Consider the following 16,109-nt stretch of genomic DNA (forward strand, 5'->3'; position numbering starts at 1 on the left):
CAGAAACCGATTAAGGCCGCCCACTGTGCATGACATCCAGAGTCCACGATGCCTTCCCCCACGTATCAGACGCTAATTATGAGTAACCAAAAGAATCATACACGGCATGGGCGTCCTATCGCAGCCCGATTCGCCAACGCAGGTAGAAGCCGATGCTCTCACCAGCACAAGTAGGTGACCAGCAGGCGCGTTGAAGCTCAGATACGCCAATCTGAGCAGCCAGCCCACTAGGAATCCATCTCAACTATCTGCGCCCTGCCCTTCTCTCCCCCCTGGTGCGTTTGAGCACTCCCTGGCAGCCGCCCCGCGCCCGCGACCTTCTCCTGGAGCTCATGACGCTCAGCCTTCATCGGCGGCATGGAGCTCACAAAAGCCACGATGCGCTTGGCCAGCTCCTGGTCGTAGGGATCGCGGCTCTGCACCAAGTCCTTAGCCGCCGTCTGCCAAGCCTTGCGGTTGTAGGTCTGGCGCTCCTCGATGCGGTCCTCCAGCACCAACTCCGCCGCGAAAGAATCACGCCACTTTTTTACGTATCACCTTAAATATAATCCCACCAGCGGCAGCCCCTGCGGTAGCATCGACTCCCTCAGCGAACAGGATACGTCGAGCCGCCAGGCGAGTAAGTTGCAGATAAACGGTCCTCGCCAGCTTTCTGGCGGTGGATCGTTTACACATCCTGCCCGCTCTACCCAGCCCACTCTACCCAGTGCACTAAAACGTATTACCAGGCACTAAGCGTGGATAAAAACGCAACAATGGCAGATTTAATATCAAGTGAAGTCAAATACACTCTGAGTGCGCTAATCTATTACCCCTGTTCGAAAAATATACAGAATTTTCATTAAAATATCCTAGTGTGGCATATCATGCAACAAGCTCTCCTAATTAAGCGAATCCTCCCTTCCGGAAAAATAAGCTCGACGGTGGGCTTCACCTAAATTAACTAAGAGCAAGATGCAAAGTATCTTCAATCCATATCACTGCAGGAATAAACAAAAAGGACTTATTGGAAGGCATAAAATAGCAAGAGAGGAAAAGGCTAAGACTCACGGCAGGTATGCTTTTTTAAAATACAAAGAAGATAAAAGAGGCCTTGAAGGATGGGATAACGCCATTAATATATGGAAGCATCTACACAAAAAGGAGAAATGCCCATCAAATACAATCAATTTACTGTTTACGTTAGAAGGCTCATTAGTAATGATACCCAGCATTATTAGCCCTTGTCGTGACGACACTTCAAATACAAACCAATAAATATAGGCCCTAAAACCAAGGCAATTAATATTAATAATTCAGCGTAATAACTCAACTCCACCTCCTATCAAATTACAAAAAACTCAAAAATCGCTAGGTATTTTATTAAGTATAGGCAAAAACATCAGGAATGTCACTATGCCTAGAAATATATTAAAACCGTAATACACTGCTTTATGGGATCTAACACGGCCTACTGCCACCCTCGGCCGAATACAACACCTCCTGATTTAACGCCAAAAGGGGGCGAATGTTACCATTACCAACCGTGGCGAGTAGGCGGGCTCTATTTGGCGTTAACGAGCAAGGCCAGCTCGCGCCATCAAGGCGCGGGCTGTGCCGCGCAGCTTAGTATTTTAGTAGTAAATACTAGTACCATTTTTAGTAGAACCGCTGAAAGCCAGTGGTGGCGGGGCTTGCAGCGGTTTTTTTCAATCCCAAATGTGACCGTTTGGTCTATAAAACGTGACTGTTTGGTCCCCAGTATGTGACCGTTTGGTCTCTATCACTTTTGTTTAATGAGTTGAGACCGCTTGAGGATTGTCTTGGCATTGTTTCCCCGGCCCTCAATTCTTACCTGCCAACCTTTCAGCTGGCTGATCTCCTGCAATGCCTTGGTAATCCGCTCTCGGCGCTTCCTGTTTGTAGCTGCAGCCTCCCCAGGCGACCCCCAGACCTTTTCGGCCAGCAGGTCTAAGCGGATGCTATTGCTGTAGCCAGTCCTCAGCCATGCCGATAGCCAGGCGTGAGCCAGCATGGCGGTGTCGCCGCTCAGCTGACGGCGCTCAAACAGGGATACTCGCACGTACTGGCCGGATAAGGCCTGAGCGAATCGTGGATTTAATGCTATATGTAACTTCCCATCCGGTGCCTCCGTGTAGGACAGCAAACGCATCGACCAATCGTAGCCATCCTTGCGGGCACGGCAACCGACCATGCTCAACCGCTCCAGACAGTCTTCGAGTAGCCCATAGTTTTGACCTTTTTTTGCAAACCCGGCGGCCCGCAACAAGGCGTAGCGCGTCGTTCTGACGACGATGGCTTGATCTATCACTGCCAGATCTTCAGGCTTCAGGTTTTGCCAGAGCTGTTGTGCTCTCGAGTGATCAATACCGGCGTGCAAGTCCTGAGTTCCCAGTATTCCGGCCAGAGCGATAGCCGCCAACAGGACGGATTGGTCGCGAGTATCCAGGGCCTGCCAAACATTGAATTTCAGCCGCAGGCCACCGTGCTTATGCTCAATGGTTAGCCCACCAGGACGGCGGCCACGATACACTGGGCGGAATAACGAAGCCATGCCTAAAGCCGGATCGTAGCGAGCGTATTCAATGCGAACACAGCTTTCAGCCAGTGTACGCATTGGCGGCCCGCTCCCTTTTGGTGTTTTCTTGTATGGCCGGGAAAAGTTCAACAGGTATCAACACACCTCCAGCCTGGCGCTCGTACCACCGATCACTTTGCTCAGCGTCATAGTTGAGCTTGCTGGAACCAAACCGCATGAAATGTTTGCGCTGAGCATCACCAATCGGACGACGATCAAAATGGCGGTCGCTCATAAGCCGGGCCTTCTCCTTTGACATCTTTTCCACAAAACCGCACCAGCGGGCATTGTCGATTAAGGCTGAAGCGCCTCGGGCGGCCTGCTGCTGGTCGGCTTGACCGTCTCGGGTGCTTCCTTTGTTGACATGGTGCAGATACAGAACTGAACCACCAGTGAGATAGGCAACCTGCTCTAGCCGGGAAACCAGTTGGGCCATGTCACCATTGCTGTTTTCATCCAGATGATGAACCCGGCTCAGTGTGTCGATGACAATCAGGCGCGCACCATGACAGAACTCTAATACTTTCTTCATGTGGCGTTGATCCATGATGTTGAGCCCCTTACCCATTATCGATTCCAGTACCAGGTTCTCTGCTATGGACTTTCTGGCGGTGGAACTCAGATGTTTGCCAATGGCATGGATACGCGGCAGTAACGCCGATTCTGGATCTTCGCCTGCCAAATAGATGACCCTGCCCGTCTTGGGTGGATTCAGCTTCAGAATGTCGCCACCAGCAACGCTGCACGCGATACACATCGAAGCTTCTAGCGTCCAGAAGCTCTTTCCCGTCGCGCCAGGAGCAACCAGAGCCCCTACGGTGCCCGCCAGAAAGCCAGGCCAGATAAAGTCCAAGGGTGGCGGCTCGTTTTCAAAGGCCCACAGCAGATCAATTGCCATGCTTTACCCTCGGTCGCCGCAGAGTCGGTTACTGTCCAGCAGCTCCGCAATCTGGGAAGTCCGAAAATAGACACGTCGGCCGACCTTCAGCCTTGCCTGGTTGATCTCCATCGCCCAACTGTTGCTTGAGCGCAGGCTGATGCGCAAGCCGTCAGGTGAACGGTCGAGAATAGTGGCCAATTGGGGAAGGCTCAGCAGGGGCCCAAAACGGTCGAGAAGAGAGTCCTCGATAGTCATTGTGTAATTCTCCGTAGTTGATACTTGCCTTACGAAGGTTATGAACGTCGAGCAAAGTTGTATACTTACGATATATCGTAAGCTGCTGAAAAATAACCACTAAGGGCACATTAGCGCCACATTAAAGACAGTTCATCGTCACTTTTAAGACAGTGCATCGACACTTTAAAGACACTCGACGGTCTGAAGACATTAAAAGCTTATTGGTTATGAAAAAATATTATAAATATTTCAAAATTTTCCTCGATTACGGTCCGCGTTGGTCTCCAAGTTGTAGCTGTGTCGCTGCTGTGCAGCTTAGATAACGGGCAGGATGTGTAAACGGTCCACCGCCAGCGAGCTGGCGGTGTCCGTTTACCTGTAACTTACTCGCCCTGGCGGGCTCGACAGTACCTAGTTTTCCGGAGGGGCAGGCACTGCCAGTCTTGGATGGTCATGCCTTCTTGGTTGTTTACGAGCGTCGCTGCTCAATGGCGTCGAGTTGATCAACCAAGTCTTCAGCTCGGAGATGTGTATATCTCCTCAGCATCTGCATCGACTTGTGACCGCTGATTGCAGCTACCTGCTGATCGCTCAGGCCGGCTTCGACTAACCTACTCACAGCCTCATGGCGGAGATCGTGAAAGCGGAAGTCATCTAGCCTTGCCTGCTTCTTGGCTAGATTCCAAAGCTTGGTAAATGCATAGGGGCCGCGTTTACCGTCCCGACCAGGCTCGCCGAAGAACACCAGGTCGCAGTCGAGCGGACGCACCGGATTGTTCAACGCCTGCTTGAACACCTCGGTGGCGGCCTGAGTCAGTGGCACCAGGCGAGCTTCGTTGTTTTTGGTGTCTATAAGACGCACCACACGGCGTTTCACGTCGACTTGGGCGCGAGTGAGGGTCAGGATCTCCGACGAGCGCATGCCCGTCTCCAGGGCGATTCTGGCGATCCAGGCCAGCATGGGGTTGCTGTGCTGCCGCAGCACGGCGAACAGGCGGTTCTCCTCGTCGGGGCTCAGTCGGCGGTTGCGCCCTTCCCCCGGGCTGGGCTTGCGTATGTTCTGGACGGGGTTGTAGGTCAAGCCCAGGCCCCATTCCTGGATGGCCACGGTGTAGAGATGGCCGAGCAGAGCCAGCTCCAGGCGCACGGTGTTGGGACTGATGAGCCGCCCCCGGCGTCCCAGAGTGTTGAGCCGAATGTCGCGGTAGTTGGCGATCAGCTCCGGCGTGAGGGCTGCAAGGGAGTATTTGCCCAGATGCTCGATCAGCGTGTTGGCCTTTTGGCGTTCACTTTTCTGGGTGCTCGGCTTCTTAGTGGGTGTAATGTCGGCCAGGTACCGCTTGAGGGCGGCTTCTAGGGTCATGCGCTCTGAAGCACTGCGCTGGATGTAGATACCACGCACCATTTCATCTTCGGTGCGACGCGCCCAATCCTGAGCATCGCGCTTGGTGCGGAAGGTCTTGGCGGTGGTAGGCCAGCCAGTCTTGCGGATGACGGCTTTCCAGCTACCAGAGGGGGTCTTGACGATGGTGGCCATGAGAATCTCCAGGGGGCTGAAGGATCGGCACTGTACCGAAACTGTACCCTTGGAACATGGGACTCACCAGAAAGAATTGCTAACGCACTGATTTTAATGGTGGGCCCAGTAGGACTCGAACCTACGACCAAGGGATTATGAGTCCCCTGCTCTAACCAACTGAGCTATAGGCCCTGCATTGCGCGGGCGTATGATAGCGAATGGTGGCGGGCTAGGCCAGAGGTGTGAAGGCTTCGTTGCTCGCGCGGGCACTTTTTTGGCGTTGGCGGGTCTGCTGCTGTGTCTGCTTACGTAATGAGGTGTTCGTGAAAGGATTGCATGCTGCCCTGCCGCTGTTGTTCGCCCTGCCCGTCTCTCTACCCGTTCTGGCCGCGTGGGAACTCGACCCCAGCCGTTCGCAGGTCGAGGCGACCGTCACCGAGATCACCCCGAACGGGGAAGTGCCGCATCGCCATCACGTGCGCGAACTGAGCGGCGATATCTCTGCCGATGGCACGCTGAGCATGCCGCTGCGCCTGGACCAGACCGACGTGATCGAGCGGCTGGGCGAATTGCCGCCGTGGCTATCCGGCCTGGCCCGCATGCCGCTGGTCACGCTGCAAACCCAGCTACCGCCGGAGCGGCTCGAGGGGTTGGATATCGGCGAGTCGCTGACCGAGACGCTGGAGTTTCGTATCAGCGCCGAGAACGCCACCCACCGCGAGCCGATTGCGCTGCGCTTTACCCGGCGCGGGCTCGATACCGTTCATGTGACCACGGCGGAAGAGGTGTCGATCGAAGGCCAGGAACTCATGGCCAACCAGACCGCCCGCACCGTAATGCTGCTACTCGGCTACGAGCAGATCGGCGAGGAGGTGCCGGTGGAGCTCGACGTTACCTTGATCAATCGCTGAGCGTGAGCGAATCCTCGGCCCGTGCGCTACCGGTCTGCACCCGCCACTGGGCGGCGTAGCGGCCGTCCTTCTCGAGCAGCGCCTCGTGCGTGCCCCGCTCGACCGCCTGGCCCTGGTGGATCACCACGATCTCGTCGGCATGCACGATGGTGGAGAGCCGGTGGGCGACCATGATTACGGTACGCCCGTGAGCGATACGCTTGAGCGAGCGCTGGATGGCGGCTTCGGTCTCGTTGTCCACCGCACTGGTGGCTTCATCGAGAATCAGGATCGGTGAATCCTTGAGCAGGGCCCGCGCCAGCGACAGGCGTTGGCGCTGCCCGCCGGAAAGCCGTACGCCCCGCTCGCCCACCGGTGTGTCGAGCCCCTGGGGCAAGGCGTCGATGAATTCCCAGGCTTCTGCGGTGCGTGCCGCGTCGATGATGTCCGCCTCATCCGCATCGGGCCTGCCGTAAGCGATGTTGTCGCGAATGCTGCCTTCGAACAGATAGACATCCTGACTGACCAGGGCAATGGCCTGGCGCAGTGATTCCAGGCTAACGCCGTGGATCGGCTGGCCGTCGATGCGCACTTCACCTTGCTCGGGGTCGTAGAAGCGCAGCAGCAGCTTGATCAGCGTCGATTTGCCCGAGCCGGTCGCGCCCACCAGCGCCAGCGTATGGCCCGCGGGTACCTCGAGGCTCACCCCATCGACGCCCACCCCACTCGTCGGATAATGAAAACTCACCCCATCGAACTGCACCGCACCATGGACCGGTGTATCGAGCGTGCGTGTGGCCTCGTCCTTGACCACGATGGGCATCGCCAGCAGATCGAGGATACGGCGGGTACTGGCCATGGCGCGCTCGAACAGATCGATGACCTCGGCCAGGCCGGTCAACGGCCATAACAGGCGCTGGGTGAGGAACACCAGCACGCCATAGGCACCCACGTTCAGGTCGCCACGCAGAGCCATCATGCCGCCCACGGTAAAGGTCGCCAGGAAGCCGGCCAGGATCGCCATGCGAATCACCGGGATGAAGGCCGAGCTGACGCGGATCGCCCGGCGGTTGGCCTCGACGTAAGCCTCGCTGGCCGTGCGCAGCCGTTCGGCTTCGCGCCCTTCGCTGGTGAAGCTCTTGATGGTGGCGATGCCGGCCAGGTTATTGGTGAGCCGGCTGGAAAGATCACCGACCTTCTCGCGCACGTCGCTATAGAGCGGGCCCGCCTTGCGCTGGAAATAGAATGCGCCCCAGATGATCAGCGGAATCGGGGTGAAGGCGAGTACGGCGACCAGGGGCGAGATGACAAAGAACACCGCACCCACCGCGACCACCGTCACGCCGACCTGCACCAGGGCATTGGCCCCGCCATCCAGAAAACGTTCGAGCTGATTGACGTCGTCGTTCATGGTGGCCACCAACTGGCCGGAGCTCCTCGATTCGAAGAAGCCCATGTCGAGACGCTGGGCGTGTTCGTAGGTGTCCTGGCGAAGATCGGCCTGAAGGCGCTGGGCCAGGTTGCGCCACAAGATCTTGTAGAGGTATTCGAACAGCGACTCGCCCACCCAGATGAAGAAGGTCAACACCGCCAGCATCACGATCTGTTCCTGCGGCGTGGTGAAGCCGAGCCGGGCGACGAAACTGCTCTCCTGGTTGACCACCACGTCGATGGCGACGCCGATCAGAATTTCCGGGGCGATATCGAACAATTTGTTGATGATCGAACAGGTGCTGGCCGCCACGATGCGACGGCGATAGCCCCGGGCATAGCGCAGCAGGCGAACCAGGGCATGGAAGCTGCCGGTATGTGAGGCAGGCGAACTACTAGACATGACGCGTCCTTAGCGGGCAAGACCAGCGGTCATCATAGAGAGCGAATTCCCCGTTTGACAGCGGGCCTAGCCTAACATAGATTGATAATGTTTCTCATTAACAACTCAGACGGAATGGACCCTCACCATGCGTGCCGGTCACACCCAACTGCATTACACCTGTATCTTCCTGCATGTCTCGTTCCAGGCCATCAAGCGCTCGCTGGCCGGGCGCGAGCAGGATACATCCCCCTGCTGGCTCGACAGCGACATGCTGTTGATGCTCTCTCGGGAACTGCAGGCATGCTGCCGCCAGGCCCCGCCACAGAGCGTCCTTCGCCAGCGTCTCGACACGGCCAGCGCCCAGTGCGGGCTGTTGCTGGCCTTGTGCCCGGGCGCACTGACCGGCCAGCTCTGCCACCAGCATCTCGATGCCATTCTGTCGCCGCTGCGTGACGCCCTGGAACAACTTGCCGACTCCCCTGACGTGTGGCAACGCGCGGCCCAACGCCTGAAAGGCTGGCGCGGGCGTTAAACCGCCCGCTAGTGCCGTGCGAGGGTATGGGCGATGGCCGTCTTGAACGGATAGGCCCGCTCGGCAAGGCGCAACCCGGCATGACGCAGTAAACGCGCTGGCAAGCGATCGTCGGTATACAGCGAAACGATGGCCTGGGTGGCCAGATAAAGCGGCCGCGTCGCCAGGCGGTGTTCGCGCTCATACCGGGACAGGGCCAGGGGATCGGCGATGTCCCGGCCGGAACGATGCGCAGCGAGAATACGATCCGCCAACCGTTGCATGCCCTGCACACCGAAGTTGAAGCCATGCGCCGTGACCGGATGCATACCGACTGCTGCATCGCCGACCAGGGCGAAGCGGCGTGACACGAAGCGCTCGGCGTAGGTACTCACCAGCGGATAGACGTAAGCCTCGCCCTGCTTGTGCATGGCCCCCAGGCGGTGGGCGAAGCGGGCCGCAATATTTGCCGAGAACGCGGCCGGCGGCATCGCCACCAGTGCGTCCATGTCCCGGCTGCGCAACGTCAGCACCACGGATGAGCAATGCGCCGTCAGGGGCAGCAGCGCCAGCGTCTGGCCGTGGTCGAACCACTCCCAGGCACTCTGGTCGTGGGTGCGCTCGTGCGTCATCCGACACACCAGCATGCTGCGTCCGTTGTCGCGCATCTCGGTGGCGATCCCCATCTGGCGCCGGGTCTCGGAGAAGCGGCTGTCGGCGGCCACGGCCAGGGCCGCCTCGATCGCGGTGCCATCTTCCAGCCACAAGCGTGCCGCATGTGCATCGGTATCGATGCGTGTCAGCGCGGACTCGCACCAGCGAATACCGTCGCAGGCCCAGGCTTCGTCGAACGCGGCCTGGCGAATCGCATGGTTGGGCACCATCACACCCAGCGGCTGCCCCGCGCTGACGTTGGGCGCGGCCAGGTTCAGGGCAAAGGGCGAACTGCCATTGAAGACGCGCGCTTCCCGCAGGGGGGAGACCGCATCTTCCGGCAACCTTGCCCAGAGACCGAGCCGTTCGAGAATCGCCCGGGACGGTTGCGACAATGCAATTTCGCGCCCATCCGGGGCGGGTGAACGCAGCGCTGCCAGCGGCTGCCGATCGATCAGTGCCACCGACAGGCCCTCGCCTGCCAGTGCACGCGCCAGGCTCAGCCCCACTGGGCCAGCGCCTACGATTGCCACATCCACGCGCATCGGTACTCCCCTCATGAGTCGGTTGGTCACGCTGGCGATGAGTATACCCCATGACCTTCACGTTAATGAAAATCACTCTTATTGAGATTAATTTGCACAATCGCTACCCTAGGCCAAACACAACACAACCAAGCGCAAGCAAGGTATTCCCATGAAACGCACGCTCCCGCTCAGCTTCGCCGTCGCCGCGATTTCAGCGCCACTGTGTCTTCAGGCACAAGAGAGCCAGGAAACGATGGTCGTGGTCGGCTCGCGCACGCCGACTCAGATCAGCCAGATCCCCGGGGCGGTGCAGGTCATCGACGAGCAGCAGCTTCGCCAGCAGATCGACAGTGGCGCCGACCTCAAGACGGCGTTGGGCAACCTGATTCCCAGCCTCGACCAGGCGCCGCAGGGGCGAACCAATTATGCCCAGAACATGCGCGGCCGTACCGCCCAGGTACTGATCGACGGCGTGTCGATGAACAGTTCACGCGGCGTCTCGCGCCAGTTCGATGCCATTGACCCGTTCAACATCGAACGCATCGAGGTGCTCTCGGGCGCCAGCAGCCTCTACGGCGGCGGTGCGACCGGCGGCATCATCAATATCATCACCAAGCGCGGCGAGCGCGGTGGCCCGAACTGGCAGACCCAGGCGGGCGTCACCAGCGGTTTCAACGCCAGCGACGATCTCGACACCCGCTACGCGCAATCGCTCAGTGGCGGCAACGAGCGTATCCAGGGGCGCATCGGTGTGGCCTGGCAGGACAACGGCCGCCACTATGACGCCAACGGCGACGAGATCTTCACCGACATCTCGCAGACAGACCTGCAGGACAACCGCAGCATCGATATCTTCGGCAACCTCGATATCCGCCTGGCCGAACAACAGACCTTGGCTCTCAGCGCCCAGCTCTATCGCTCGGGTTACGAAGGCGACCGCGGCGTCTACTTTCCCAACCTGGAAGCCACCCCCGTGACACTCGAAGGTGCCGAGATGCGCGACGGCTTCAGCGCCGACCGCGAGCCGGAAACCGTGCGCCGCATGCTCAACCTGCAGTACCACAACGGCGACCTGCTGGGGCAGGACTTCTACCTACAAGCCTTCCATCGCGAGGAGGAAGTCAGCTTTCATCCCTTCCCGTACGTTGGTGCCTATGACGATCTCGACGGTGACGGAAAATGGGCATACGGCGAGCCGGTCTCACAATATTATTTCAGCACATCCAAGCAGAACACTGACCTGAGCGGGATCAAGGCCTTGTTCGATGTCGAGCTGACGGATCGCATCGGCCTGACCTACGGCCTGGACCTGGATCGCGAACGCTTCGATGCCAGCCAGATGATTTTCGACCGGGCGACCAGTGACGCCACCGGCGGCCTGGTTCAGGAACGCGATAGCGTCGCCCCCCGCTACCCGAGCTTCGAGGTGGATGGTATCTCCGCCTTCGCCCAGGGCGACTGGCAGGCGACCGATGCCATCGCCTTGTCGGCCGGTGTGCGGCGCCAGCATATGGACGTCGAGGTCGACGATTTCCAGGGCATACCCGGCGGCGCCAACGATTACGACGCCACGCTGATCAATGCCAAGGCGCTCTACGATTTCGGCAACGACCAGCAGACCTGGCTGCAGTACAGCCAAGGCTTCGAATTGCCCGACCCCGCCAAGTACTATGGCAAGGAGGGGTTGTCGGTAGCCGACAACCCACTGACCGCCATCGAGACCGACCAGGTCGAACTCGGTTGGCGCTACCGCGGTGGGGATTGGGTTGCCCAAGCCGCAGCCTATTACGCCTGGTCGGATAAGGCCATTGCCTATAACAAGGCCGATCTGAGTCTGGACGTACTCGACGAAAAGAAGCGCGACTATGGCTTTGAAGCCGCGTTGACACGCTATTTTGACAGCGGTTTCGAAGCGGGGGGCACGCTGCATGTGGTGCGCTCGGAGCAGAAGAACGACAGCGGCGCATGGGAAGACCGCAGCGTGACGACGTCATCGCCGTCGAGTGCCACGGCCTATCTCGGCTGGGCCGACCTGGATCGCTCGGCCCGGCTGCAGGCCAACCATGAGTTCGATCTCGAGGACGATGCCGGGGGCCGCATCGATGGCGCCACCACGCTGGACCTGGCGCTCAGCCAACTGACCGACTTCGGTACGTTCAGCCTCGGCGTGCAGAACCTGCTCGACAATCAGTATTCCACGGTCTGGGGGCAACGCTCTATCGCGCTGTACTCGCCGAACTACGGCCCCGCCTATCTCTACGATTACCAGGGGCGTGGCCGCACCTACACCCTCTCCTGGTCTGTGGCGTACTGAACTGACTTCGATCGTTTGCTCGCACTGCCATGCCTTCGGGCATGGCTTTTTCCAGGCGACTCGCTCATGACCCAGATGCTCTCCTCGATCCAGCCGGCCCAGCACAGTTACTCGGTGAGCGACTTCCTGGATTTCGGCCAGCACTACGGCATCGATTACCGTTTCCCCATGTTCGGTTCGACGCCGCGCCACGCTCTGGCACAGCCCGCCGTGGTTCGCGGGCGCGTCGAGGAATACGACCTGCGCCCCGGGCTACGCCTGACCTGTTCGGATATCGATGTACTTCAGCACTACGAATCGACCTCGCGCCAACAAGCATGGCTATTGATCGTGGTGATCCTGGAGGGAACCGTTCAGATTCGCCTGGGAGACGACGCGGTCACCCTGACGCAGGGGAGCGCCGTGAGTGCCCGGTTCGACGAGCGCCATGCGCTGCGCGCCTGCCAGGCATCGGGACAACGCCTGAGAACCCTGACGCTCTCACTTGGGCAGGACGCCATGGCGACGGGGCTGCCGCTCGACGCCGCCCTCACGCTTCCGCGGGTCTGGCTGCACCCATGGCAACTGCCCGGCTCACTGAATTCGGCGCTCGAGGATGCCTCGGCTGGCGCCTGGCCGATGCCTCAGCGCCAGTGGTTGCTCGAAGGGCTCGCCCTGCAACTGCTCGCTCATGGTTTGCCTCAAGGATCAGCCTGCCCTGCCCGCACGCCGCTGGCACCCCAGGAACGCCAACGCCTCGAAGCCGTCCGGCGACTGCTCGATGATACCCCGGCACAGCCGCATACGTTACAAAGCCTGGCCGAACAGGCCGCCATGAGCCCCAGCAGTCTGCGCCAGAAGTTCCAGGCCACCTATGCCCAATCCATATTCGATTACCTGCGGGATCGCCGCCTGGCGCTGGCCCACGATTATCTGCGTCAGGGGTATAGCGTTCAGCAAGCGGCCCACTTCGTCGGTTACCGCCATGCCACCAACTTCACCACGGCGTTCAAGCGCCGTTACGGCGTCGTGCCCAGCGCGCTTTACTAAACCCTTGGCGTAATCGTTCCCTGCGCCGGTGCCGGTTTGTCAGCTGGCATAGCTTTTGTGTCGTTGCGCATAGCCCGGCGGCAACCCTGCAGTGCAATAATTCTCATTACCGAAATATTCTCATTCAGGGAAAGCCCCGCCATGCCGTTCATGCTGCACAAGAAGCCGCTTTCGATTGCCATCGCCGCCCTGTCGTCAAGCCTGGCCATGACCCTGCCCGCCCTGGCCAAGGCACAGGACGAGCAAGCCGCAACATCACAACCGACACAAGCATTGAACACGTTAACGGTGACCGCCCAGCAGGCAGCGACCAAGGTCGCGACACCGTTCGTCGAGACACCGCAATCCGTCTCGCTGATCACCGAGCAGCAGATGGCGCATCAGGGAGCACGCACCGTGCAGCGTGCCGCCAGCTACACGCCCGGGGTATTCACCAACCAGATCGGCGCCTCGAATCGTTACGATTACCTGGTGCTGCGAGGCTTTTCCGATGGCAGCCTGGACAATACCTTTCTCGATGGCTTGAAGATCACCGGCGACACCAACTCCTACAGCTCGTTGACCGTCGATCCGTGGTTCCTAGACAGCATCGAGGTGGTGCGTGGACCGGCCTCGGTGCTCTACGGCCGGGCCTCCCCCGGCGGGGTCGTGGCATTGAACAGCAAGCGCCCCGAATTCCAGGACAGCGGCCACCTGCGCCTGAGCATGGGTAACAACGCCCACCGCAGTGCCGCCTTCGACCTCACCGGGCCGCTTGGCGATCAGCACCGTGTCGCCTACCGCCTGACCGGTATCGCCAGCGCCGCCGATACCCAGTTCGGCCCCGTCGAGGAGGAGCGCTATGCCATTGCGCCTTCACTCACCTGGGACGTGACCGATGCCACCAGCCTGACCTTGCATGCCTATCTGCAGAAGGAACCCGAGGGGGGCTATCACGGCGGCCTGCCCTACGAGGGCACGGTCACCGGCCGCAACGGGCGGCGTATCTCGAACGGGTTCTTCGAAGGCGAGGATGACTACGACACGTTCGAGCGGACCCAGCGCATGTTCGGCTACGCGCTCGAGCACCGTTTCAGCGATGCCTGGACCGCCCGGCAGCGGCTGCGCTACCTCAATGCCGATGTCGAGCTCAACCAGGTCTATGCCTACGGCTGGGCAAGTGACACCGAGCTAACCCGCTTCTACTCGGGGGGCGACGAATCGCTGGAAGCCTGGACGGTCGACAACCAGCTCCAAGCCAACCTCAAGAGCGGCTTCATCGATCATACCGTGCTCGTCGGGCTCGATTACCAGAACCGCGAAAACGACATCGTCTGGCCATCCGGCGCATTCCCCAATATTGACGCCTTCGATCCCGAGTACGGTGCAGAGCCCACCGCCATGTACCCGCCGACCCGCCAGACCCATGACCTCAGGCAGACCGGGGTCTACCTGCAGGACCAGATGGCCATGAATAACTGGCGCCTGACGCTGGGCGGTCGTTACGACTGGGTGGATATCGCCAACACCGATCTCGACACGGACAGCAGCAGCGAGCTGGACGACACCCAGTTCAGCGGCCGGGCCGGGCTGCTCTATTTATTCGACAGTGGCATGGCCCCTTACATCAGTTATTCCACCGCCTTCACGCCAACCAGCTTCGTCGATGCCAATGGCGACTTGCTGCAACCCATGGAGGGGAAACAGGTCGAAGCCGGCCTGAAGTTCCAGCCGCCGGGCAGCGAGGATCGCTACAGCGTGTCGTTGTTTCGCATCAACCAGGAGAATGTCGGTACCAAGGAGCAGCCCACCGACGACTATCGCGCCGTGGGCGAGATCCAGTCACAGGGGGTCGAGTTCGAGGCACGCAGCCAAGTGACCGAGCAATTGAGCGTGCAGGCGGGGTATAGCTATACGGATGCCACCTATGAGCGCAGCGACGACGGCAATCAAGGTAACCATGCCATCTACTCACCGCGTCATCAGGCCAGCCTGTGGGGGCACTACACGTTCGACGCCGGCCTCGATGCCGGACTGGGCGTTCGCTATCACGCAGACATCCATGCCGACCGCGCCAATACCGAAACCGTACCCGACTACACCCTGGTCGACGCCACCCTCGGTTACGACCTCGCCCGGGTCGGTCTCGCCGGCATGAGCGCACGAATCAACGTGACCAACCTGCTCGACAAGGAGTACGTGGCGTCGTGTAACTCGCTCGAATTCTGCTACTTCGGCGCAGAGCGCAGCGTCATCGCCTCGCTCGACTACCGATTCTGATAAAAATCGTTTCTGACAAAAAAAGAACCGCGACCCGAGGGCCGCGGTTCTTTCACTTCAGGGGTGCCTGATTCAGGCAGTGGCTTCCTGGTAACGACGCTCGACGTCTTCCCAGTTGACCACGTTGAAGAACGCCTTGGCATAATCGGGACGCTTGTTCTGGTACTTCAGGTAATACGCGTGCTCCCAGACGTCCAGGCCGAGTACCGGCGTGTTGCCGTGCATGACCGGGCTGTCCTGGTTCAGCGTATTCTCGACCACCAGTTTCTTTTCGGGAGTCACGCTGAGCCACGCCCAGCCACTGCCGAAACGACCGGTAGCCGCTTTGACGAACGCGTCCTGGAAGGCTTCGAAGCCACCCAGCTCGCTGTCGATGGCGCTGGCCACCTTGCCGTGCGGCTTGCCACCGCCGTTGGGAGACATCATTTCCCAGAACTTGGAGTGGTTGGAGTGACCACCGCCATTGTTGATGACGGCCTGACGCTTGTCCTGGGGCACGCGGTCCAGATTGGCGAGGATCTCGTCAACCGGGGTGTCTTCAAGCCCGGTGCCTTCGAGCGCAGCGTTCAGGTTGTTGACATAGGTGTTGTGATGCCGGGAATGGTGGATTTCCATGGTCATGGCATCGATGTGCGGTTCCAGAGCGTCATAGCTATAAGGCAGTTCGGGTAATGTATGCGGCATACAGACTCCTCCGTGATGGAACAAGGGGCTATTCCCCAACCTCATGCCTAAGGATGGCAGAGGCTGGCGAAGGATGCTAATACAAAGCCTTATCTCTTATATAGATAACCGTTATCGATCGCGCCAGGCCGTAGCGCGACGCGGCCACATATTGATAATTATTCTTATTTGCTTTAGGCTTCCCAGCTGCGCCTTGGCGCCAACCCTTTTC

13 protein-coding genes and 1 tRNA gene are annotated in these 16,109 nt (G+C 59.4%); 5 read left to right on the forward strand and 9 right to left on the reverse strand.

Features of this window, described 5'->3' with window-relative positions; all coding sequences use genetic code 11:
* Nucleotides 1-227: 227 nt before the first annotated feature.
* From JH15_RS05720 to JH15_RS05745, 6 genes are all read right to left on the reverse strand, one after another.
* Nucleotides 228-494 (reverse strand): hypothetical protein, encoded by a 267-nt coding sequence (locus JH15_RS05720; RefSeq protein WP_043527838.1) that lies wholly within the window; start codon nt 492-494, stop codon nt 228-230.
* 1,268 nt (nt 495-1,762) lie between these two features.
* The gene (gene repC, locus JH15_RS05725) at nt 1,763-2,617 is read right to left on the reverse strand and encodes a replication protein C, IncQ-type (protein ID WP_043527841.1); all 855 of its coding nucleotides are present in this window, start codon (nt 2,615-2,617) and stop codon (nt 1,763-1,765) included.
* Nucleotides 2,601-3,476, reverse strand: a complete 876-nt coding sequence (locus JH15_RS05730; protein WP_043527843.1) for a helicase RepA family protein — start codon at nt 3,474-3,476, stop codon at nt 2,601-2,603. Before JH15_RS05730 ends, repC begins: the two co-directional genes overlap by 17 nt.
* 3 nt (nt 3,477-3,479) lie before the next feature.
* Nucleotides 3,480-3,713 (reverse strand): hypothetical protein, encoded by a 234-nt coding sequence (locus tag JH15_RS05735; protein WP_043527846.1) that lies wholly within the window; start codon nt 3,711-3,713, stop codon nt 3,480-3,482.
* Between the two features lie 451 nt (nt 3,714-4,164).
* Nucleotides 4,165-5,232 (reverse strand): tyrosine-type recombinase/integrase, encoded by a 1,068-nt coding sequence (locus JH15_RS05740; protein WP_043527848.1) that lies wholly within the window; start codon nt 5,230-5,232, stop codon nt 4,165-4,167.
* Nucleotides 5,233-5,329: 97 nt separating this feature from the next.
* Nucleotides 5,330-5,406, reverse strand: a tRNA-Ile gene (locus tag JH15_RS05745).
* Nucleotides 5,407-5,537: 131 nt separating this feature from the next.
* On the opposite strand from JH15_RS05745, the gene JH15_RS05750 reads away from it, so the two are divergent.
* Nucleotides 5,538-6,125: a hypothetical protein gene (locus tag JH15_RS05750; RefSeq protein WP_043527850.1), complete on the forward strand. Its 588-nt coding sequence runs from the start codon at nt 5,538-5,540 to the stop codon at nt 6,123-6,125.
* On the opposite strand, the gene JH15_RS05755 is transcribed toward JH15_RS05750, so the two are convergent.
* Nucleotides 6,115-7,938 (reverse strand): ABC transporter ATP-binding protein, encoded by a 1,824-nt coding sequence (locus tag JH15_RS05755; RefSeq protein WP_043527852.1) that lies wholly within the window; start codon nt 7,936-7,938, stop codon nt 6,115-6,117. The two genes, JH15_RS05750 and JH15_RS05755, sit on opposite strands and share 11 nt — an antisense overlap.
* A 127-nt stretch (nt 7,939-8,065) precedes the next feature.
* Between JH15_RS05755 and JH15_RS05760 the strand changes: the two genes are divergently transcribed.
* Entirely contained in the window at nt 8,066-8,452 is a 387-nt protein-coding gene (locus JH15_RS05760) for a hypothetical protein (protein ID WP_043527854.1), read from the forward strand.
* An 8-nt stretch (nt 8,453-8,460) separates the two neighbouring features.
* Here JH15_RS05760 and ubiM read toward each other — a convergent pair whose 3' ends face one another.
* Entirely contained in the window at nt 8,461-9,630 is a 1,170-nt protein-coding gene (gene ubiM / locus JH15_RS05765) for a 5-demethoxyubiquinol-8 5-hydroxylase UbiM (protein ID WP_043527855.1), read from the reverse strand.
* A 151-nt stretch (nt 9,631-9,781) separates the two neighbouring features.
* Between ubiM and JH15_RS05770 the strand changes: the two genes are divergently transcribed.
* From JH15_RS05770 to JH15_RS05780, 3 genes are all read left to right on the forward strand, one after another.
* A complete protein-coding gene (locus tag JH15_RS05770) occupies nt 9,782-11,926 on the forward strand; it encodes a TonB-dependent receptor (RefSeq protein WP_043527857.1) in 2,145 nt (714 codons plus the stop codon).
* 66 nt (nt 11,927-11,992) lie between these two features.
* The gene (locus JH15_RS05775; RefSeq protein WP_081948910.1) at nt 11,993-12,955 is read left to right on the forward strand and encodes a helix-turn-helix transcriptional regulator; all 963 of its coding nucleotides are present in this window, start codon (nt 11,993-11,995) and stop codon (nt 12,953-12,955) included.
* 150 nt (nt 12,956-13,105) lie between these two features.
* Entirely contained in the window at nt 13,106-15,214 is a 2,109-nt protein-coding gene (locus tag JH15_RS05780; RefSeq protein WP_052383966.1) for a TonB-dependent siderophore receptor, read from the forward strand.
* A gap of 72 nt (nt 15,215-15,286) precedes the next feature.
* On the opposite strand, the gene JH15_RS05785 is transcribed toward JH15_RS05780, so the two are convergent.
* Nucleotides 15,287-15,898, reverse strand: a complete 612-nt coding sequence (locus JH15_RS05785) for a superoxide dismutase (protein WP_043527861.1) — start codon at nt 15,896-15,898, stop codon at nt 15,287-15,289.
* Nucleotides 15,899-16,109: the final 211 nt, after the last annotated feature.

Source organism: Litchfieldella xinjiangensis (assembly GCF_000759345.1).
Classification (GTDB): domain Bacteria; phylum Pseudomonadota; class Gammaproteobacteria; order Pseudomonadales; family Halomonadaceae; genus Litchfieldella_A; species Litchfieldella_A xinjiangensis.